Source organism: Marinobacterium aestuariivivens (genome assembly GCF_042661465.1).
Classification (GTDB): Bacteria; Pseudomonadota; Gammaproteobacteria; order Pseudomonadales; family Balneatricaceae; genus Marinobacterium_A; species Marinobacterium_A aestuariivivens.
The window spans coordinates 235,961-256,199 of sequence record NZ_JBHSWE010000001.1 but is presented as its reverse complement, the minus strand read 5'-3'; the positions used below and the strand labels follow the sequence as shown (position 1 = coordinate 256,199).

Here is a 20,239-nt window from a genome sequence, read left to right as displayed (position 1 = left end):
CACGGGCGTAAGAAAGGCTGGGCCCGACCATCGCCGGGCGACGGCGGGGTCGAAGACTCTGCCAGGGCGCCGGGCTGATCGTCGATACGGCCGGCGTTCGATTGTTCTGAGGGACCCGATTATAGTTCCGAAAAAAATCCTGAAACCCCAATGGTTGCGATCATGCCGTCTTTTATTATGCTATGTCGCCCAAGGGCGTCATTTCATAAGGCCATAGCCGAAAAGTGTCGCCCTGGCCCGACAGAAGCTGTTCAGTGCCGCCCTGTGGCAGGTCTTGACGGCGACTCTGCGAAGGACCCAATTATCCAGAGGTGAAATAATGGAAAATTTCTATGCTGATTATGTTGATGCCTATGCCATACCCTGGGCGATCAATATCGTACTGGCGCTCGCGATCTTTATCGTCGGCCGGCTGGTTATCAAGCTGCTGCTGAACCTGATCGGGCGGGGCCTGCGCAGGGCCAAACTGGACGCCATGCTGGTGAGTTTCATCAGCTCGATCGTCAATGTACTGCTGTTGCTGGTGGTCGTCGTTGCGGCCCTCGACCAGCTCGGCGTCGATACCACTTCGATGATTGCCGTCGTCGGTGCGGCGGGTCTGGCCGTCGGTCTCGCACTGCAGGACTCGCTGAAGAACTTTGCCGCCGGCGTCCTGCTGATCATTTTCCGCCCGTTTCGCGAAGGCGACTTCGTCGAAGCCGGTGGCGTCGCCGGTATTGTCGAACACATCTCCATTTTCAACACCGTCATGCGCACCGGCGACAACCGGGAAGTGATCGTGCCCAATGGCGGTATCTACAGTGGCGTCATCACCAACTACTCCAAGCGTGAAACGCGCCGCGTCGATATGGTGTTCGGTATCGGTTACGATTCCGATCTGCTCAAGGCCAAGCGGATTCTGACCGAGATTCTCGCCGAGGACGAGCGGGTGCTGCCGGAACCGGAGCCGGTGGTGGCGGTGGCGGCACTTGCCGACAGCAGCGTCAACTTCAATGTCCGCCCCTGGGTGCGCAGCGCCGATTACTGGAACGTGCTCTGGGATACCAACGAGAAGGTGAAACTGCGTTTCGACCAGGAAGGCATCAGCATTCCGTTCCCGCAGATGGATGTGCATCTGCATAAGAAAAGCGACAAACTATAATCAGCACGCGGTACCTGAGGTGCCGGTGACCGCCAGGGATGGCGGAAATACTGTAAACGCAGGAACGGTTTACGGTGAAGCGCACCGCACCATCAGAATGCCGGTGCGCTTCGCTGGCATTTGCTCCTGCAATGCCAGGCTTCCCGCGGGGCGGCCTTCCGCCATCCATGGCGGCTGCTGCGCTCAGCAGCACTCTACGTTAATCCGGAGTGCCGGCCAGGTGGGGTGCTGGTAAGCGGAGCGCACCGCACAACCTTTACCATCTGCACTCTACGGTGGGTTTTCCTGACCCGTTTCCGGCGCCCTGATTGCGCCGAGCTCGCGCCTTAGCAGTTCGTTTTCCTGCTTCAGTTTCTGTGCATTTAGACGGTAGCGGAACATGGCTTCATAGCGTGAATCCAGCTTGGTCTCCAACTGACTGATCTCGGCCTGTTGCGCCTCGATGGTCTGTTCCAGTGTCTCGATATTGCGCTGCAGCTCGTTGATCATGCCGAAGTGATCCTCGCCTTTGGCCTTGTGGCCACTGCCGGCCACTGGACCTGGCGGCGCGTCGCCCAGGTGCTGGCCGTGCAGCTCGCTGACCAGGTGGCTGTAAAGGGCCTTGAGGTCCGCGGCTTCGCGGTCGCTGTAACGGATCGAGGTCTCGATCGCGCGGTGCGCGCTCGCGGCGCCGATGGCGCCGGAGAGCACATGCTCCAGCATGCGGTGAAACTCGATCAGTTCGATGATGGTGATCTGGCTCTTGCTCAGGATCTGCAGGTCGTCGGCGATGCTGTTGACCGCCAGGTAGGCCTTGTCTGCATTGAGATACTTGGTCAGCAGCACCTCGGCTTCGGCCATTTTCGACGCCAGTTCGATATAGGCATCGAGGCCGGTGGGACGGGCCCGGTAGCGTTGCAGGCTTGGCAGCATCGACGACAGGAACTCGTTGGTCAGCGTGCGCTCGCTCTTGTGTGGCTCGTAAAGCAGCGAACCGAGCACATAGAGGCTGATATTGACCAGCAGTGACCAGAACACGCTGTGCGTCAGCGCCGGAAGGCTTTCGAGGCCGAGCAGGGCTTCGGGACGCAGCAGCGCAATGTCCCAGGGCCTTCCGTCAGCAGGGACGGATGGATCCAGCCCTGGCGCACGAAGGTCGGCACGGCCAGCGTATAGAACCAGAGCAGAAAGCCGGCGCTGAGGCCTGCCAGGGCGCCGGCGCTGTTGCCGCGGGACCAGAACAGACCGCCGAACAGCGCCGGCGCGAACTGAGCCACCGCCGCGAAGGAGAGCAGACCGATGGTGACCAGTACATAGGCGTCGGCGAACTCGACGGCGAAAAGGAACGCCGAGATCAGGATCAGTGCGATCAGTCCCCAGCGTACCTGCAGCAGCGAGCCGCGCGCCCGTTGCAGCCAGGGCACCCGCTCGATCAGAGGCAGCAGCAGATGGTTCGATGCCATGGTCGCCAACGTCATGGTGGTAACCAGCACCATTGCGGTTGCGGCCGAGAAGCCGCCGATGAAGGTCAGCATGGTCAGGGCCTGTTCGCCGGCCTGCTGCGGTATCAGCAGTACGTAGAAATCTGCCATGGCGATTGGAATGTCGCTGATCAGCCCGGCGCCGGCGATCGGCAGCACGAACAGGTTGATCAGGATCAGGTAGAGCGGGAACAGCCACATGGCGGTTTTGATATGGCGTCGGTCCGGGTTCTCGACCACCGCGACATGGAACTGGCGCGGCAGCAACTGAACGCCGATAAAGCTCAGTACGATAAAGGTCAGCCAGGTCAGATTGTCGCCGCGGTAGCTGCTGATGCGCGTCAGGTGGCGCAGATCGCCCTCGAACAGGCGTTCGGTCAACCCGTCGACGCCGCCGAAAACCGACAGGGTGACGAAAATTCCGATTGCGACGAAAGCCACCAGCTTGACCAGGCATTCCACCGCCAGCACCGTGACCATGCCGGGATGGCGCTCGGTCGGGTCGAGGCGGCGCGCGCCGAACAGTATGGTGAAGAGGATCATCATCATAGTGATCAGGAGCCCGGTCAGGCCGCCGACGCCGGGATTGTTGCCGGCGGTGATCAGGTTGAACGAACTGACGATCGCCTCGAGTTGCAGCGCGATGTAGGGCAGGGTGCCGACCAGGGCGATCAGGGTGACGATGGCGGCGATCGGCTGGGAGCGGTTGTAGCGGGTTGAGATGAAGTCGGCGATGCTGGTGATATGGAAGGTTTCCTTGGCCGCTACCATGCGCCGCAGCGTGACCTGCCAGAAGGCGATGGCGAGCAGCGCGCCGGCATAGATGCCGAAGAACAGCAAGCCGGACTGGCTGGCCAGGCCGACGCTGCCATAGAAGGTCCAGGAGGTGGCATAGACCGCCAGCGACAGCGAATAGATCCAGGGACCATGCACCTTGGGGCCTCTGAGCTCGGCACGCTTTTCGACAAACTGGGCGATGGAGAACAGGATGGCCATGTAGACCAGCACGACAAGCATGACCGAAACCGGAGAGAACATGAGGTTGGCGGGCCCTTTTGTTCGAGCGCTTTTGGTTTATGTAATAGCTGCTGCAGGCCGGAGGGTCAATTGCGGCGCGCATTGACAGGCCGCAACCGAACAGGTTGCCGGAGCTCCGGCCGGCCCGCTTTGCGGCCCCGGTGCCCGCGGCGGCCGTCAGTTTTCCGGGGCACCGTAACCTCCGCCGCCGGGTGTTTCGACGACGAAGATGTCACCGGGACGTACCTCGACCTCGGCCTGGGAGCCGAGTTCCTCGCGTCGGCCATCGCTGCGCTCGATCCAGTTTCGGCCGAGCGCGCCGGGCCGTCCACCGTTCAGGCCGTAGGGCGGAACCCGGCGATGGCCGGCGAGAATGGCCGCGGTCATGGCCTCCAGGAAGCGAATGCGGCGTACCGTGCCATCGCCGCCATGATGGCGTCCGGCGCCTCCCGAACCACGCCGAATGGCGAAGGACTCCAGCCGTACCGGGAAGCGCCATTCCAGCACCTCGGGGTCGGTCAGGCGCGAGTTCGTCATATGGGTGTGGACGGCGTCGGTGCCGTCGAAATCGGCGCCGGCGCCGGCACCGCCACAGAGCGTTTCATAATACTGATGGCGGGCGTTGCCGAAGGTAAAGTTGTTCATCGTTCCCTGGCTGGCCGCAACAGTGCCAAGAGCGCCGAACAGAGCGTCGACGACGACCTGAGAGGTCTCGACATTGCCCGCGACCACTGCTGCAGGATAGACCGGATTGAGCAGAGAGCCCTCGGGAATGATCGTTTCCAGTGGTTTCAGGCAGCCGTTGTTGAGCGGAATATCGGCATCGACCAGGGTCCGGAATACGTAAAGCACGGCCGCCTTGCACACCGCAACCGGCGCGTTGTAGTTGCCGGGATGTTGCGCGCTGGTGCCGCTGAAGTCGATAACCGCCCGGCGATTGTCTCTGTCGACGCGAATGTCGACCTCGACGGCATTGCCATCATCCATCTCGTAGCGGAAATGGCCGTCGTGCAGGGCGTCCAGCACGCGGCGCACCGACTCTTCGGCGTTGGCTTGCACATGCTGCATGTAGGCCTGCACCACCGGCAGGGTAAAATGGGTCACCATGCGTCCAATCTCCTGCACACCCTTCTCGCAGGCCGCGAGCTGGGCCCGGAAGTCGGCGACGTTCTGGTCGATATTGCGTGCCGGCCAGGGCCCGAACCGAGCAGCTGGCGCACCTCGGCTTCGAGAAAGCGTCCCTGGTCGACAATGCGGACATTGTCGATCAGCACGCCCTCCTGCTCGACACTGGTGCTGGCCGGCGGCATGGAGCTGGCGTGATGCCGCCGATGTCGGCATGATGACCGCGTGAGGCGACGTAGAACTGTATCTCGTCGTCATAGAACACGGGCCTGATCACGGTGACGTCCGGCAGGTGGGTGCCGCCGTTGTAGGGGGCGTTGAGCATATAGGCGTCGCCGTCGTGCATCCGGCCATGGAAGCTGCGGATGACCGACTTGATGCTCTCGCTCATCGAGCCCAGGTGCACCGGCATGTGCGGGGCGTTGGCGATAAGCTCGCCATCGCGGTCGAACAATGCGCAGGAGAAGTCGAGTCGCTCCTTGATGTTCACCGATGACGCCGTATTTTCCAGTACCGAGCCCATCTGTTCGGCAATCGACATGAACAGGTTGTTGAAGATCTCGAGCATGACCGGGTCGACCTCGGTGCCGATTGCCGTTTGTCGCGGCAGCGGCTTGATGCGATGCAGCACCAGCTGGCGATGGGAGTCCATCTCTCCCTGCCAGCCGGGCTCGATCACCGTGGTACTGTTGGCCTCGATGATGATCGCTGGCCCCTCGATCCGATCTCCCGGCTGCAGGCGGGTGCGGTCGTAAATGGTGGTATCCCGCCACTCGCCCGCCATCATCACCTGCGCGCGCTGCGCGACCGGAATGGCCGCCGGGTTGCGGGGCGCCCGCGGGGCGTCGCTGGTGTCGGGCGGCAGGTCGCTGGTGCCTACCAGTTCCGCCAGGGCCGCTTCGATCACCAGCTTCTTGTCCGGCGCGATGAAGCCATACTGGCGATTGTGAGTCTCCTCGAAACTCTCGACAATCTGTTCGGGCTGGCCGTAGGGCACCATCAGGGTGGTATCGCTGCCTGCATATTTGACGTGCAGCTTGCGAATCAGCCGGGTTCGCTCGGCGGGCACCCGCTGTGCCGTCATCTCCTGCCGGGCGCTCGCTGCCAGTTGATCGAAGAGGGCATCCAGTTGCGGTATCAGGCTGTCGCTGAGCGGTACCTCCACCGCCTGTTGGCGCAGCAGGCGCACATCGGCCAAACCGATGCCGTATGCCGAGAGTACGCCGGAGTAGGGGTGTAGCAGCGCCCACTTCATCCCCAGCGCGTCGGCTACCTGGCAGGCAAGCTGGCCGCTGGCGCCGCCAAAACAATTCAACACGTATTCGGAGACATCGTAGCCGCGCTGGACCGATATGTGCTTGATGGCATTGGCCATGTTTTCGACGGCGATCGACAGGAAACCCTCGGCGACCTGTTCGGGAGTGCGTTCATCGCCGGTTTCCCGCCGGATTCGCCGGGCCAGCTCGGAAAACTTCTCCCGGACGACGTCGGCATCCAGGGGCTGGTCGGCGTTCGGGCCGAAGACCTTGGGAAAGAAGGCCGGCTGCAGGCGGCCTAGCATCAGGTTGCAGTCGGTGACCGTCAGCGGGCCGTTCTTGCGGTAGCAGGCCGGGCCCGGGGCGGCACCGGCCGAGTCCGGACCGACGCGATAGCGGGCGCCGTCGAAGTGGAGAACCGAGCCGCCGCCGGCGGCCACGGTATGGATCTGCATCATCGGTGCGCGCAGGCGCACGCCGGCGACCTCCGATTCGAAGGTGCGTTCGTACTCGCCATTATAGTGGCTGACATCGGTGGAGGTGCCGCCCATGTCGAAGCCGATTACCTTGTCGAAGCCGGCCAGGGATGCTGTGTGCGCCATGCTGACGACACCACCGGCAGGTCCCGACAGGATGGCATCCTTGCCCTGGAAAAAGTGGGCATCGGTCAGGCCGCCATGGGACTGCATGAACATCAGGCGGGTGTTGCCAAGCTCCGAGGCAACGCGGTCAACGTAGCGGCGCAGGATGGGCGAGAGGTAGGCGTCGACCACGGTGGTATCGCCGCGGCTGACCAGCTTCATCAGCGGACTCACCTCGCTGCTGACCGAGACCTGGCTGAAGCCGATGTCGCGGGCCAGCCGGGCGATGGCCTGCTCATGCTGCGGATAGCGATAGCCATGCAGCAGGCAGATGGCCACCGCGCGCAAGCCGTCGTCATAAGCCTGCTGCAGCGCGCGCGCGACGCCTTGCGGGTCCAGCCGTCGCAGTGTTTCACCCCGCGCACTGAGTCGTTCATCGGCCTCGATGACCCGGCTATACAGCATCTCCGGCAGCTCGATACGCAGATCAAACAGTTTCGGGCGCACCTGATAGCCGATGCGCAGCGCATCGGCAAAGCCGCGGGTGGTAACCAGCACGGTGGCATCGCCCTTGCGCTCCAGCAGGGCATTGGTGGCCACCGTCGTGCCCATTTTCACCGAGCGGATGCGCTCGGCCGGCAGCGGCTCCTCTTTTGCGACGCCGAGCAGGTCGCGAATGCCCTGCAAGGCGGCGTCCGGGTAATGGGCCGGATTTTCCGACAGCAGCTTGTGTGCCTGCAGCGTGCCGTCAGGGCAGCGTGCCACTATATCGGTGAAGGTACCGCCGCGATCGATCCAGAAATCCCACTGGCTCTGCTGGCCGGGGTCGGTCGGTTTGGACTGATTCGCCTGAACCATAGCGTTGTTCCCGTGTCGAGAAAAGGAGTCAAGGCACTCAGCTTACGGCAGCGGGCACGACCTTGAAACCTTTGCTGCGCGTTATCCGAGGGGTGACTTCACGCTGTCAAAGCCGGACGGAAATTCCGTTTGTAGGAACAGGCGGCACGCGGGCCCCACCGCGTTCCGCGTGCACTCGCAGCCAGTAAGCCGGAGTGATCAGGCCTGCGGTGGCTTGTCGCAGCCGCATTGTGGCGGCACCGGATCGAGGCCGCCGGGATGGCCGGGGTGGCACTTGAGGATGCGCTTCAAGGTCAGCCAGCCGCCGCGTAGCGGGCCGTGGGTCTGGATCGCCTCGATACCGTACTGCGAGCAGCTGGGGTAGAAACGGCAACGGGGTCCCAGCAGCGGGCTGATCACCAGCTGGTAAACGCGTATCAGGACGATAAAGAGTTTTCGCATGGCGCAAGCCGGCTCGATGGATTGCGCCCAGCATAGGCAAGGACGCGCCACGCTACAAGTCGCAGGGTGGAATTCGGGCCTTCGGCACTCCTTCCACCCTGCAGGCTTTCTTGTCGCTTTCAGTTAGCTGGCGAGGGACTGCCGCACTTCGGCCGGCTCAGCCGCGGCAGACAGCTTTGGGGCCGGTGCCGGCGCCGAGTCCAGCTGCAGTACCGACAGGGTGCGCTCGCGCACCTGCTGCAGCAGCACCGGGTCCTCGACCAGGGACTGGCCGTAGGACGGTACCATCGCTTTCATCCTGCTCTGCCAGTCGACAGACGCCATCTGCTCCGGGAAACACCGCTCAAGGATGCCGATCATGGTGTTGACCGCGGTCGAGGCACCCGGAGAGGCGCCCAGCAATGCCGCCAGAGAGCCGTCCCGGGCGGTAATCACTTCGGTGCCGAATTCCAGCTTGCCGCCACCGTTGGCCCGGTCCTTCTTGATGATCTGGACCCGCTGGCCGGCATAGGACAGGCTCCAGTCCTCGCTGCGCGCCTCGGGGAAGAACTTGCGCAGTGCTTCGATCCGGGCATCGTGGGACTGCATGACTTCGCTGATCAGGTAGCGGGTCAGGTCCATGTTGTTGAGCCCGACCGACATCATCGATTTCAGGTTGTTTGCCTTGATGCTCTTCGGCAGGTCCAGCTTCGACCCCTGCTTGAGGAATTTGGTGGTGAAGCCGGCGAACGGGCCGAACAGCAGTGCCTTCTCGCCGTTGATGATGCGGGTGTCCAGGTGGGGCACCGACATCGGCGGTGCGCCGATCGGAGCCTTGCCGTAGACCTTGGCCAGATGCTGCTCAACGATTTCGGGCTTGCGGCAGACCAGCCACTGGCCGCTGACCGGGAAGCCGCCGTAGCCGTCGCCCTCCGGGATGCCGGACATCTGCAGCAGCGGCAGGGCACCGCCACCGGCGCCGAGGAATACGAAGCGCGCGTAGATCTTTTCACGCTCGCCGGTCTGGCTGTTCTTCAGCTTGACGCGCCAGCGGCCGTCTGCCTTGCGCTTGAGGTCGCGCACGGTGCGGCTCAGCAGCATCTCGAACTCGGGCTGCTGCTCCAGGTGGCTGGCCATGTAGCGGGCCAGGGAGCCGAAATCGACATCGGAGCCGTAGCGCACGCGGGTGCCGGCCACAGCTTCGCCAGCCTTGCGGTTCTGCATCACCAGCGGCATCCAGTCGCGCAGTATCTCCGGGTCTTCGCTGTACTCCATGTCGGCGAAGGCGGGGTGTGCGCTCAGTGCCTCGAAGCGCTTGCGCAGGAAGGCGACGTTGTCGTCGCCCCAGACGAAGCTCTGGTGCGGGGTCGGGTTGATGAAATTCTGCGGTGCCGGCAGTACCTGCTGTTCGACCAGGTAGGACCAGAACTGCAGGCTGACTTCGAAGGCGGAGTTGATCGCGAAGGCCTTGGCGGTATCGATGCTGCCGTCGGCTTTTTGCGGCGTATAGTTCAGCTCGCAATAGGCCGCATGTCCGGTGCCGGCATTGTTCCAGCCATCGGTGCTTTCGTGGGCAACATGGTCGAGACGCTCAACCAGGGTGATTTTCAGGGCCGGGTCCAGCTGCTTGAGCAGCATGCCAAGGGTGGTGCTCATGGCACCGGCTCCGACGAGAAGTACATCTACCGTTTTTGTGGTCATGATAACTCCGCCATGTTGATAGTCGGTCTGGGTGACGGGATGACGCCGGGAAGTGGCGCTTGTGGCGCCGGCCTCTCTCTGGATGCTTTCCCGCGTTCCCGTGCCAGGCGCAAACCTGGCAGGCTGTTCGACCGGAGGGTCTGCTCTCCGGGATCGGCCTGTTGTGCCTGTCTGCGCAAGGTTGTCAGGCGTATCGCGATTACAGAAAGTTGCGCCTCTTTCCCGGTCGGCGAAGGCTCGGAATCCTGGCCCTTGTTAAGGTTGCCGTTGGGTTAAGGCAATATTATTTTTCTGTTTCGCAGTTGCGACGCATTATAAATCGGGAGCGACAGAAGGAAACGTTAAATCCCTTATAGCTACTATAAGGCGCTGCAAAATAACGCCGAAACCCCTGTAAACACAGGGGCTGCGGCGTTTTTTATACTTTGGTCGGGGAAGTATGACGCAGGTGCGTTATCGCCGGCGGCGACGGGATACAGGGGAAATGCGAGTGTCGTGCAGCGTTGGGTTTCGGCCCTTCGGGCCTCTACCCAACCTGCGTCTTTACCTCTTTACGCTTCACGCTTCACGCCTTACGAATCAGAGATGCTCCTCGGCATACTGGGCCAGGCGCGAGCGGAAGATGCCTTCGAAGTGGATGTTGGCCGAGCCTTCGAAGCCCCTGAAGCGCTCGACGATATAGGTCAGGCCCGACGTCAGGGCCGTCAGGTAGTTGGAGTCGATCTGCGCCAGGTTGCCGAGGCAGATCATCTTGGTGCCTTTGCCGCAGCGGGTAATGATGGTCTTGAGCTGCTGGGGCGTCAGGTTCTGGGCTTCGTCGACGATCACCACCGCGTCCTGAATGCTGCGGCCACGGATGAAGTTCAGCGACTTGAACTGAATGTTGGCCTTCTCGATGGCGTACTTGACGCTGCTCTGCGGGCGTTCGTCGTGTTCGTGCATGGCCTCGAGGTTGTCGTGTATCGAGCTGAGCCAGGGCGTCATCTTCTCTTCTTCCGTGCCCGGCAGGAAGCCGATATCCTCGGCCACCGGCGGTGTCGACCGGGTCACGATGATCTTGTTGAAGCGCTTCTGTTCGATCACCATTTCCAGGGCGCAGGCCAGTGCGATCAGCGTCTTGCCGGAGCCTGCGGCCCCATTGAGCAGGCAGAGGTCGATGGTGGGGTCCAGCAGCGATTGCATGGCGAAGGCCTGGAATACCGTGATCGGCTCGATGCCCCAGCAGTTCTGCTGCATCAGGCGCTCGTGACCGAGATCCAGAAGTACGATGCTGTCATCGTCGATGGAGATGGTGCGGGCGGCGAAGTCCTCGCTGTCGTCGAAGATATATTCGTTGGGATAGGTGTCGGGCAGCATGTCGCGGCTGACGCGGTGGTAGGTGCGGTCCCCGTCCTGGTAGCTGTCGACCTGCTCCACCCGGTCCCAGAAACTGCCTTCGATACGCTGATGCCCGGCGGGCAGCAGCTCGAGGTCGGATATCAGCTGGTCGGTGCGGTAATCCTCGACCTTGAGCAGCCCGGCGCCGAGCGCCTTGAGGCGCATGTTGATGTCCTTGGTGACCAGGACAATATCGCGATGGGGATTGGTGGCCTGCAGGTGCAGTGCACAGTTGATGATCTGGTTGTCCTTGCTTTTTTCCGACGGCAGAAAGCCCTGCTGTTGAGTGAGTTCGTGGTCGGGAAAAATGCTCAGCTTGCCGAGGCGGTTGTCCTCGTCCTGACCCGGTCGCAGGATGCGCACTCCCTTGACGATCTGTTCCGGGCTGGTGGCGGTGCTCAGAATGTTGTCGATGGCCCTGATGACGTACCGTGCCTCCTGCGCTACGGACTTCTTGCGATCCTTGATATCGTCCAGCTCTTCGAGAACGGTCATCGGGATGGCGATGTCCTGCTCCTTGAACTCGTAGAGGCATTTCGGGTCGTGCAGCAGTACGTTGGTGTCGAGAATGTAGAGTTTCGATGCACTCATCGGCTTTTCCTTCAGCAGCCTGCATTGTTGACAGGCGACGGCAGCCCCCGGTGCAGGCGGAGGTACTGCAGCGGCCCGCCCCCTACAATAGAACACCGGGCGCTGTGAATACAGTGTATTCGGCGCCTCTTCCCGTGCCTCCCCGTGCGACGGCGGACAAAGGCATTCATGTACGAAGCTTCAATGGCGTCAGATGCTTGCGGCAGCGGCCACCGCTGATCAATTAATGAACCTGATACCCTTGTTTTTAAAAGGTTTATGGTGACAGCGGGCGAAATTCCCTATATTGAAAGGAGTGAACCCCCTAAGCTGCGTGTCTGTCTGATGGGCAATAACAGTCAGAACGGGACCCCGGCCGAGCCCCGCCTGCGGGGCAGGGGGTCGATCCTCAGGAATTCGATGCTGAAGGGAGGTGACATGATGATCACCGAAGCTTTCGTGACCGCCAGCGTGACCCCGCTCGACAGTCTGGCCACGTTGTCGCCGGTCGAGGTGGCCCGGCTCCAGGACGCCAGTCAGGGGGCCTTTACCGCCTGTTCCGTCAGTGCAGTCTGGCGGTATTGAACTGTGGCAGCGAGCTGGACAGCACCAAGCAGGTGCTGGAGCGATACAGGGATTTCGATATCCGCATCAGCCAGAAACATCGCGGCCTGCAGCTGGAGCTGATCAATGCGCCGGCCAGCGCCTTCGTCGACGGCGAGATTATTCAGGGTATCCGCGAGCACCTGTTTTCGGTGCTGCGTGATCTGCTTTATGTCGGCGACGAGCTCGACGATGTCTGTCATGGCCTCGACGAGGGGGCGCCACCACCAACACGGTCTTCCAGATTCTGCGCCATGCCGACTTGTTCCGCCCCCATGTCAAACCCAATCTTGTGGTCTGCTGGGGTGGTCACTCGATCGGGCATGATGAATACGAATACACCAAGAAGGTCGGCTACGAGATGGGGCTGCGGCGGCTGAACATCTGCACCGGTTGCGGGCCGGGGGCCATGAAGGGGCCGATGAAGGGTGCCGCCATTGCCCATGCCAAGCAGCGTATCCGGGATGCCCGCTATGTCGGCATCTCGGAGCCCGGCATTATCGCCGCGGAGTCGCCGAACCCTATCGTCAACGAGCTGCTGGTGATGCCGGATATCGAGAAGCGGCTCGAGGCCTTCGTTCGGCTGGGTCACGGTATAGTGGTGTTTCCGGGTGGCGCCGGTACGGCCGAGGAGATTCTCTACATCCTCGGGGTACTGCTCTACGAGAAGAACAACAACCTGCCGTTCCCGCTGATTTTCACGGGCCCTGAAGGCAGCGAGGCGTATTTCGAGACCGTCGACCGTTTCATTCGCCACACCCTGGGCGAGGCGGCAGCGAAGCGCTATGAAATCATTATCGGGGATCCGCAGCGGGTCGCGCTGCGGATGCAGGAGGGACTGCACAACGTCACCGAATATCGCAAGGCGACCAGCGAGTCTTTTCATTTCAACTGGCAACTGAGCGTGCCGCTGATCTTTCAGCAGCCGTTCGAACCGACCCATGAGAACATGTCGCAGCTCAAGCTGTTCAAGGCGCAGTCCGAGTGCGATCTGGCGTCGAACCTGCGGCGTGCGCTGTCGGGCATTGTCGCCGGCAACGTCAAGGAGCCGGGGGTACGTGCGATCGAAGAGCACGGCCCTTTCGAACTCTGCGGCGAACCGGCGTTGATGGACCCGCTGGACGAGCTGCTGAATTCGTTCGTGCAGCAGCGCAGAATGAAGCTCGACTATCAGGAGTACGTACCCTGTTACCGACTCAGCCCGGTAGCCAACAGCGCGGCATAAAGGAAAGCGGCGAGCGTCAAACTGGCTCGCCGCTTTCTGTGGGAGCCCGCTCCGCCAGCGAATAACCTCGCTGCGACACCCGTTCGCCCGGACGCCGGGCTCCTACTTGCGTTTCCGGTTATGACATCCCTGTGAATTCTGGGTATATTTAGCGGGCGTTAAGGTTCGGGCGTTGCCGACCCTGGCGCCTGAATCCTGATTCATACCCGGATCGCTGCAGCAGGGGCGGATTTTGAGAAACAAGCTGGTCGTCACCCTTACCACCGTTCGCGGATCGAAACAGTACACCCTCAATCAGGTGGCGCGCGTGCTGGTGCCGGCCTTTTTGCTGATGGCGGTGCTCAGCTTCTTCATCTCCAATGCGCTGCTGGTCAAGACCAGCGACGACCTGGCGGTGCTTGCAGAGGACCATCAGGCCCTGTCCGACCAGTATGAGAGCATACTCGGCACCCAGCAGCTGTATGTGTCGGAACTGAATGAACTGAGCAGTACCCTGGAGACGCTGCAGGAAGAAAACCTGCGCATGGGCGAACTCAATGCGACCCTCGATGCCTCCCTTGGTGGCCTCGAGTCGATGCTTGGATTGCCTGCCAGTGACACCTATACGCCACAACGGGCCGAAGCGCTGAAGGCGACGGCCGCGCAGCGGCTGTTTCTGCTGCACAGCATACCCAACGGCGTACCGATCCAGGGGACTCGAATCAGCGACCGTTTCGGCATGCGGACCCATCCGGTGACGCGCAAGAAGGACATGCACAACGGTATCGATTTCGCGGCCAGCCGGGGAACGCCGGTTTATGCCACAGCCGACGGCATCGTCGAGTTCAGTGGCCGGCAGAGCGGCTTCGGCAAGCTGGTGATTCTGCAGCACAACTTCGGCTTCAAGACCTACTATGCCCACCTCGACAAGCTGAGCGTCAAGGCCGGCGAGCTGGTGGCGAAAGGGGACCTGATCGCCCACAGCGGCAACAGTGGGCGCTCGACGGGGCCGCATCTGCACTATGAAGTCCGGCGTCTCTATTCTGCGATCGACCCGGCGCCTTTCCTGAACTGGAATATCGCCAGCTTCGACACCATTTTCAGCGAGGTCGGCACGGTCGAGTGGGGGCGCTGATCGACATTGTCTGCAAGGGGCAGTTCCATGCCTCTTCCAGTTGCCGGCAGCGCGGGAATGCAGGTGAAGTGGCGCTGCGCAGCGATTAGAATGGACGGGTGCCGTCGGGCCCGGATGCCCGCTATTCTTTAAACGACAACAAAAAGGCCGTCAGCGCCCATGGGTATCCTGAAAAGAAACGCCGTCAAGGCGAGCCGCGGAGCCGTGACCATCATTGCCGAAGGCAACCGGGTGTCGGGCGACATGAACGTTCATGGCAAGCTCCATGTCGATGGCATGATCGAAGGCAAGGTCGACTCGAGCGACGATATCTCCATCGGCAAGCACGGTCGCATCAAGGGACATGTAAGGGCCCGCGAGCTGCATGTCAGCGGCTGGCTCGAGGGGAGGTCGTCTGCGACAGTCTTCATGTCGAGGCCGGCGGGCAGGTGCGGGCACGGGTGCTGAGCCAGAAACTGGCGGTCGATCCGCGCGGGTGCTTTCAGGGCGAACGGCGGGCACCGGCGCCGGAAACCCTGGCCATCGCCCGCAAACCCCTGCCGACCCTCGAATTCGGGGTGGAAGCGATCGACAGCCTGCCGGATCGGATCACCCTCGGTGCTGACAGGCATCAAGAATGAGGTACTGGTTTCGGCATGGGTGTTGGGTCCGTCGCTGCGCGACTTGACCCAACCTACGGTGGAGCTTCGTAGGTTGGGTGAAGCGAAGCGCAACCCAACACCCGCATAGCGGGCCGGAAATTGACGGGACAACAACGATGTGTGAGTTGCTGGGAATGAGCGCCAATGTACCCACCGATATCTGTTTCAGCTTTACCGGGCTGATGCAGCGTGGCGGTGCTACGGGTCCCCACCGGGATGGTTGGGGGATCGCCTTCTATGAAGGTCGCGGCGTGCGCTTTTTCCATGACCCGGCTCCGAGCGTCGAGTCGCCGATCGCACGGTTGATCCGCAGCCATCCGCTGAAGAGCCATATCGTCATCAGCCATATACGTCAGGCCAATGTCGGCCAGGTCTGTCTCGAGAACACTCATCCTTTCTCGCGCGAGCTCTGGGGGCTCAGCTGGTCCTTTGCCCACAACGGTCAGCTCAGTGAAGGGCTTTATGAGCTGCCGCTCGGGTTTTATCGCCCGATCGGTTCCACCGACAGCGAATACGCCTTCTGCTGGCTGCTCGGCCAGGTTCGAGACCGTTATTCGTCGCCGCCCCGGGATATCGCCGAGCTGAGCCGGTTCATCGCCGCGCTGTGCGACCAGCTGCGGGAGCTGGGTGTCTACAACATGCTGCTGACGGAATCTCATTACCTGTTCTGCTACTGCACCACCAAGTTGTCCTGGATTACACGCCGCTCGCCCTTCGGCGAGGCCCGGCTGAAGGATTACGAGCTGACCGTCGACTTCTGCCACGAAACGACGCCGCAGGACGTTGTCACGGTCATCGCCACCGACCCTCTGACCGACAACGAAACCTGGCAGCCGCTGAAAACCGGCGAGCTGATCGTGTTCGAAAACGGCCTGGAAGTGGCGCGCCGGCCGGCGCCGGCGTAGGATGGGTGGAGAGATACGCGGCAGCGACCTTAATGGCTGCTGCACTGATCGGGTATCTCGAAACCCATCATATCGATCGCAGTTCAGATCGATTGGTTGCAGCTGTCACTGTGTTGGGTTGCACGGCTTCGCCGCTCTACCCAACCTACAACAGCGTCACTCGCCTGTCCTTTCTCTCGGTGCCTCTTCTATAATAGGCGCCCTTTTTCAATACCAACGCCCTCAAGCCTCTCCGTGACCATAGATATCCAGACATTACGCCTGCAACTGGAGCGCAGCCAGTGCAGCGACCGAACGGCCCTCGAACGCCGGCTCCAGAAGCTCGAAAAGCGCCTGCAGCAACGACTGCCCGCGGACCGCATGGCCGGCCAGTTCGAGGCCGCGCTCGAAGCGTCCATCGCCAGGGTCGAAGCCCGCGCCGGACGCCTCGGGCGCATCGACTATCCGTCGTTGCCGGTTTCGCAGAGGCGAGACGAGATTGCCCGCCTGATCGCCGACAACCAGGTCGTGGTGGTTGCCGGGGAAACCGGCTCGGGCAAGACCACCCAGCTGCCGAAGATCTGCCTCGAGCTCGGCTTCGGCTGTCGTGGCCTGATCGGCCATACCCAGCCGCGGCGGTTGGCGGCGAGGACCGTCGCCAACCGCATTGCCGAGGAGTTGCACAGTCCGCTCGGCGACAAGGTCGGATACCAGGTTCGCTTCACCGAGCAGGTATCGGAGCAGAGCCTGATCAAGCTGATGACCGACGGTATCCTGCTGGCCGAGACCCAGCGCGACCCGCTGCTGGAGCGTTACGAGGTCATCATTATCGACGAGGCCCACGAACGCAGTCTCAATATCGATTTCCTGCTCGGCTATCTGAAACGCATTCTGCCGCGCCGTCCGGATCTGAAGTTGATCATCACCTCGGCGACCATCGACCTGGAGCGTTTTTCTCGGCACTTCGACGGCGCGCCGATCATCGAGGTTTCGGGGCGTACCTATCCGGTTGAGGTGCTGTACCGTCCGCTGACCGATCGCGGTGAGGAACAGCAGGATATCGACCAGCAGCAGGCGATTCTCGAGGCGGTCGAGGAGATTGTCCTGCTTGAGCGGCAGCAGAAAAAGGCGCCGGGCGACATGCTGGTGTTTCTCAGTGGCGAGCGGGAGATTCGCGAAACCGCCGAAACCCTGCGCCGGGCGCAGCTGCGCGACACCGAAGTGATGCCGCTCTATGCCCGCTTGAGCCTGGCCGAGCAGAACCGGGTTTTTCAGGGCGAACGCGGTCCCGGGCGTCGTATCGTACTGGCCACCAATGTGGCCGAGACATCGGTGACGGTACCCGGCATCCGTTACGTGATCGACCCCGGCCAGGCGCGGATATCCCGTTACAGCTACCGTGCCAAGGTGCAGCGGCTGCCGATAGAGCCCATTTCCCAGGCCAGCGCCAATCAGCGGGCCGGGCGTTGTGGCCGTGTCGCCGAAGGTGTCTGTATCCGCCTCTATGCCCGGGAGGACTTCGACGCGCGCCCCAGGTTCACCGATGCCGAAATCCGCCGCACCAACCTTGCGGCCGTCATCCTGCAGATGCTGAGTCTGAGGCTTGGCGATATCGCGGAGTTCCCCTTTATCGATCCGCCGGACAGCCGTTTTATCAATGACGGCTACAAGCTGCTCGAAGAGCTGGGGGCGGTCGATGAGGCAAGAGGCATCACGCCTCAGGGGCGTCAGCTGGCGAAGCTTCCGGTCGATCCGCGCATCGGTCGCATGGTGCTCGAGGGCGCCCGGCAGGAGGCGCTGCGGGAGGTGCTGGTGGTCGCCAGTGCGCTGAGCTGTCAGGACCCGCGGGAGCGTCCGCTCGAGAAGCAGCAGGCCGCCGACGAGAAGCACCGTCTCTATGCCGACGAGGAGTCGGACTTCGTCACGATGCTGAATCTCTGGAATCTCTACGAAGAGCAGCGCCAGGCGCTGAGTCAGAATCAGTTGCGCAAATACTGTCAGAAGCATTTTCTGTCGTTCATGCGCATGCGCGAGTGGCGCGATGTCCACCGCCAGCTGCATATCATCGCGCGCGAGCTGGAGCTGCGGGAAAACCGCGAGCCGGCAGCGGCCGATGCACTGCATAAATCTCTGCTGGCGGGCCTGCTGAGCCAGATCGGCATGCGCCAGGAGAACAAGGAGTACCTGGGTGCGCGCAATCGGCGCTTCCATCTGTTTCCGGCCTCGACGCTGTTCAGGAAGCCCCCGAAATGGGTCATGTCGGCCGAGCTTGTGGAGACTTCGAAGCTCTACGCCAGGATGAATGCCGCGATCAAGCCGGAGTGGGTCGAGCCGCTGGCCCGGCATCTGGTCAAGCGGACCTATCTCGAGCCGCACTGGGAGAAAAAGCGTGCCCAGGTCGTCGCCAGCGAGCAGGTGACCCTGTATGGCCTGATCATCGTGCCCAGACGCAAGGTGCACTACGGCAAGATCGACCCTGTGGTTTCGCATGAGATCTTTATCCGTTCGGCCCTGGTGGAGGGCGAATACGAGACCAGGGCCGGTTTCTTTCACCATAACCGCCAGCTTCTGGCTGGCGTCGAAGAGCTCGAGGCCAAGTCCAGACGCCGCGATCTGCTGGTCGACGAGGATACGCTTTTCGACTTCTATGCCGACCGCCTCGCTGAAAATGGCGGTCAGGACCTGGTCAATGGCGCTGGCTTCGAACGCTGGCGCAAGCAGGTGGAACTGGGTGATCCGCAGATTCTGTTTCTGACCGAAAAGGATGTGCTGCAGCGTTCGGCCGGCCATGTGACGGCCAAGGCCTATCCCGAGCGGATACGCCTCGAGGGTGTCGAGTTGCCGCTCAGTTACCATTTCGAGCCCGGCTCGTCGCTGGACGGGGTGACGCTGGACCTGCCCCTGGCGATGTTGAACGGTCTCTCGACAACGAGGCTGGACTGGCTGGTGCCGGGCATGCTCGAAGACAAGTGTGTGGCCATTCTCAAGGGACTGCCGAAGCAGCTGCGCAAGCATTTCGTGCCGATACCGGATTATGTCCGGGCTTTCGTCGAGCGGGTGGTCTTTGCCGATGGGGATCTGTACGAGGCGCTCAGTCTCCACCTCAGGCGGATGAATGGCGTGCTGGTGGAGCCGGCCGAGCTGCGAAAGGTGCCGCTCGAGGATCACTACAGGATGAATCTGCGCCTGCTGGATGAGAACGGCCGGTCGCTGGCCAGCGAGCGTGATCCGCAGGTGCTGATCAAGCGCTTTGGCAAGGCGGCCGAGCAGGCGCTGCGTTCCGGGCCAGGGGATCAGTGGGGGCGAGGCGGTATCCAGAGCTGGGATTTCGACGCGCTGCCCGAATCGGTGGAGCTGCGTCAGGCGGGTGGCATCCGGCTCGAGGCCTATCCGGCGCTGCGCGACTGCGGCGAGTCGGTCGAGCTCCACGTTTGTGCCTCGCGTGATCAGGCGCATTTCGAATCCCGTCAGGGCATTGCCCGGCTCGCGATGCTGGAGCTGGCCGCTGTCATCCGTCAACTGAAGCGCGACCTGCCCCATCTCAGCGAGTCGCTTCTTTATACAGGAACGCTATTCGACAAGAATGGCCTGGTCGATGCCATTCTGATGCAGGCGCTCATGCAGTTGCTCGATCTCGATGCATCGCTTCCGCGCACGGAATCTGATTATCGAGAGCGTCTGGAGCGGGCCCGGGGCGATCTCTGGGACAGGGCGAGGGCGATGGCGATATTTGTTCGGGACTGCCATCAGGCCTGTCACCGGATTCGCAAGCAGCTCGGTGGCAAGATTCCACTTCAGGCCGCCACCGTGCTCAACGATATCAAGAGCCAGTTGTCGGCGCTGATCACCGCCGGCTACCTGGTCGAAACACCCTGGGCGCACCTGCAGCACTATCCGCGATACCTCGAGGCGATTGAGCGTCGGCTCGAGAAGTATCAGCGGGACCTGAATCGGGAGCGCCTGCTGTCGGATCAGCTGCAGCAGCTATGGAGCCGCTACCGGGCGCAGTGGGAGCGAAACCGGTCCCAGGGGGTATTCGATGTACGGCTGGAGGCATTTCGCTGGATGCTGGAGGAGTATCGGGTGTCCCTTTTTGCACAGCAGCTGGGGACCCGGATGCCGGTATCGGAAAAAGACTGCAGCAACTCTGGCGCGAGCTGCAGCTTTAGGCAGTATGGAGCGGCATAGTGGGTGTACGGTTCTGTGAAAGCCCGGTCTGTGGGCAAACTTGGTACCCGGGTTATTCGCCCGCAGCGTGAGTTCCCA

General features: G+C 62.0%; 14 protein-coding genes and 1 pseudogene. 8 read left to right on the top strand and 7 right to left on the bottom strand.

Features of this window, described 5'->3' with window-relative positions:
• The first annotated feature begins 319 nt into the window (after positions 1-319).
• Complete coding sequence (locus ACFQDL_RS01335; RefSeq protein WP_379907456.1) at positions 320-1,141, top strand: mechanosensitive ion channel family protein; 822 nt, start codon at positions 320-322, stop codon at positions 1,139-1,141.
• A gap of 270 nt (positions 1,142-1,411) precedes the next feature.
• Here ACFQDL_RS01335 and ACFQDL_RS01330 read toward each other — a convergent pair whose 3' ends face one another.
• From ACFQDL_RS01330 to ACFQDL_RS01320, 3 genes are all read right to left on the bottom strand, one after another.
• Positions 1,412-2,158, bottom strand: a complete 747-nt coding sequence (locus ACFQDL_RS01330) for a hypothetical protein (protein WP_379907455.1) — start codon at positions 2,156-2,158, stop codon at positions 1,412-1,414.
• An 8-nt stretch (positions 2,159-2,166) separates the two neighbouring features.
• Positions 2,167-3,618 (bottom strand): SLC5/6 family protein, encoded by a 1,452-nt coding sequence (locus tag ACFQDL_RS01325; RefSeq protein WP_379907454.1) that lies wholly within the window; start codon positions 3,616-3,618, stop codon positions 2,167-2,169.
• A gap of 177 nt (positions 3,619-3,795) precedes the next feature.
• A complete protein-coding gene (locus ACFQDL_RS01320) occupies positions 3,796-4,743 on the bottom strand; it encodes a hydantoinase B/oxoprolinase family protein (protein ID WP_379907453.1) in 948 nt (315 codons plus the stop codon).
• On the opposite strand from ACFQDL_RS01320, the gene ACFQDL_RS01315 reads away from it, so the two are divergent.
• On the top strand, positions 4,714-4,941 hold the full coding sequence (locus ACFQDL_RS01315; RefSeq protein ID WP_379913468.1) for a hypothetical protein: 228 nt from the start codon (positions 4,714-4,716) through the stop codon (positions 4,939-4,941). The genes ACFQDL_RS01320 and ACFQDL_RS01315 overlap by 30 nt on opposite strands.
• Here ACFQDL_RS01315 and ACFQDL_RS01310 read toward each other — a convergent pair.
• From ACFQDL_RS01310 to ACFQDL_RS01295, 4 genes are all read right to left on the bottom strand, one after another.
• A complete protein-coding gene (locus tag ACFQDL_RS01310; RefSeq protein ID WP_379907452.1) occupies positions 4,886-7,438 on the bottom strand; it encodes a hydantoinase/oxoprolinase family protein in 2,553 nt (850 codons plus the stop codon). The two genes, ACFQDL_RS01315 and ACFQDL_RS01310, sit on opposite strands and share 56 nt — an antisense overlap.
• 198 nt (positions 7,439-7,636) lie before the next feature.
• A complete protein-coding gene (gene yidD, locus ACFQDL_RS01305; RefSeq protein WP_379907451.1) occupies positions 7,637-7,879 on the bottom strand; it encodes a membrane protein insertion efficiency factor YidD in 243 nt (80 codons plus the stop codon).
• Positions 7,880-8,002: 123 nt separating this feature from the next.
• Positions 8,003-9,559 (bottom strand): malate dehydrogenase (quinone), encoded by a 1,557-nt coding sequence (gene mqo / locus ACFQDL_RS01300; protein WP_379907449.1) that lies wholly within the window; start codon positions 9,557-9,559, stop codon positions 8,003-8,005.
• 579 nt (positions 9,560-10,138) lie between these two features.
• Positions 10,139-11,527: a PhoH family protein gene (locus tag ACFQDL_RS01295; RefSeq protein WP_379907448.1), complete on the bottom strand. Its 1,389-nt coding sequence runs from the start codon at positions 11,525-11,527 to the stop codon at positions 10,139-10,141.
• A 420-nt stretch (positions 11,528-11,947) separates the two neighbouring features.
• Between ACFQDL_RS01295 and ppnN the strand changes: the two are divergent.
• The 6 genes and pseudogenes from ppnN (at position 11,948) to hrpA (ending at position 20,161) form a co-directional block, all read left to right on the top strand.
• Positions 11,948-13,334 (top strand): annotated as a pseudogene (gene ppnN / locus ACFQDL_RS01290) (nucleotide 5'-monophosphate nucleosidase PpnN).
• A gap of 232 nt (positions 13,335-13,566) precedes the next feature.
• Positions 13,567-14,448: a M23 family metallopeptidase gene (locus tag ACFQDL_RS01285; RefSeq protein WP_379907447.1), complete on the top strand. Its 882-nt coding sequence runs from the start codon at positions 13,567-13,569 to the stop codon at positions 14,446-14,448.
• A 159-nt stretch (positions 14,449-14,607) separates the two neighbouring features.
• Entirely contained in the window at positions 14,608-14,895 is a 288-nt protein-coding gene (locus ACFQDL_RS01280; RefSeq protein WP_379907446.1) for a bactofilin family protein, read from the top strand.
• Positions 14,889-15,068 (top strand): hypothetical protein, encoded by a 180-nt coding sequence (locus tag ACFQDL_RS01275; protein WP_379907445.1) that lies wholly within the window; start codon positions 14,889-14,891, stop codon positions 15,066-15,068. Before ACFQDL_RS01280 ends, ACFQDL_RS01275 begins: the two co-directional genes overlap by 7 nt.
• A gap of 137 nt (positions 15,069-15,205) precedes the next feature.
• Positions 15,206-15,994: a class II glutamine amidotransferase gene (locus tag ACFQDL_RS01270; protein ID WP_379907444.1), complete on the top strand. Its 789-nt coding sequence runs from the start codon at positions 15,206-15,208 to the stop codon at positions 15,992-15,994.
• A gap of 234 nt (positions 15,995-16,228) precedes the next feature.
• A complete protein-coding gene (gene hrpA / locus ACFQDL_RS01265) occupies positions 16,229-20,161 on the top strand; it encodes an ATP-dependent RNA helicase HrpA (RefSeq protein WP_379907443.1) in 3,933 nt (1,310 codons plus the stop codon).
• Positions 20,162-20,239 lie beyond the last annotated feature (78 nt).

Excerpts from the sequence above, each read along its gene's own strand:
- ACFQDL_RS01335 (WP_379907456.1), top strand. The coding sequence starts at position 320 with ATGGAAAATTTCTATGCTGATTATGTTGATGCCTATGCCATACCCTGG.
- ACFQDL_RS01325 (WP_379907454.1), bottom strand. The coding sequence starts at position 3,618 with ATGCTTGTCGTGCTGGTCTACATGGCCATCCTGTTCTCCATCGCCCAG.
- ACFQDL_RS01315 (WP_379913468.1), top strand. The coding sequence starts at position 4,714 with ATGGGTCACCATGCGTCCAATCTCCTGCACACCCTTCTCGCAGGCCGC.
- ACFQDL_RS01310 (WP_379907452.1), bottom strand. The coding sequence starts at position 7,438 with ATGGTTCAGGCGAATCAGTCCAAACCGACCGACCCCGGCCAGCAGAGC.
- yidD (WP_379907451.1), bottom strand. The coding sequence starts at position 7,879 with ATGCGAAAACTCTTTATCGTCCTGATACGCGTTTACCAGCTGGTGATC.
- mqo (WP_379907449.1), bottom strand. The coding sequence starts at position 9,559 with ATGACCACAAAAACGGTAGATGTACTTCTCGTCGGAGCCGGTGCCATG.
- ACFQDL_RS01295 (WP_379907448.1), bottom strand. The coding sequence starts at position 11,527 with ATGAGTGCATCGAAACTCTACATTCTCGACACCAACGTACTGCTGCAC.
- ACFQDL_RS01280 (WP_379907446.1), top strand. The coding sequence starts at position 14,608 with ATGGGTATCCTGAAAAGAAACGCCGTCAAGGCGAGCCGCGGAGCCGTG.
- ACFQDL_RS01270 (WP_379907444.1), top strand. The coding sequence starts at position 15,206 with ATGTGTGAGTTGCTGGGAATGAGCGCCAATGTACCCACCGATATCTGT.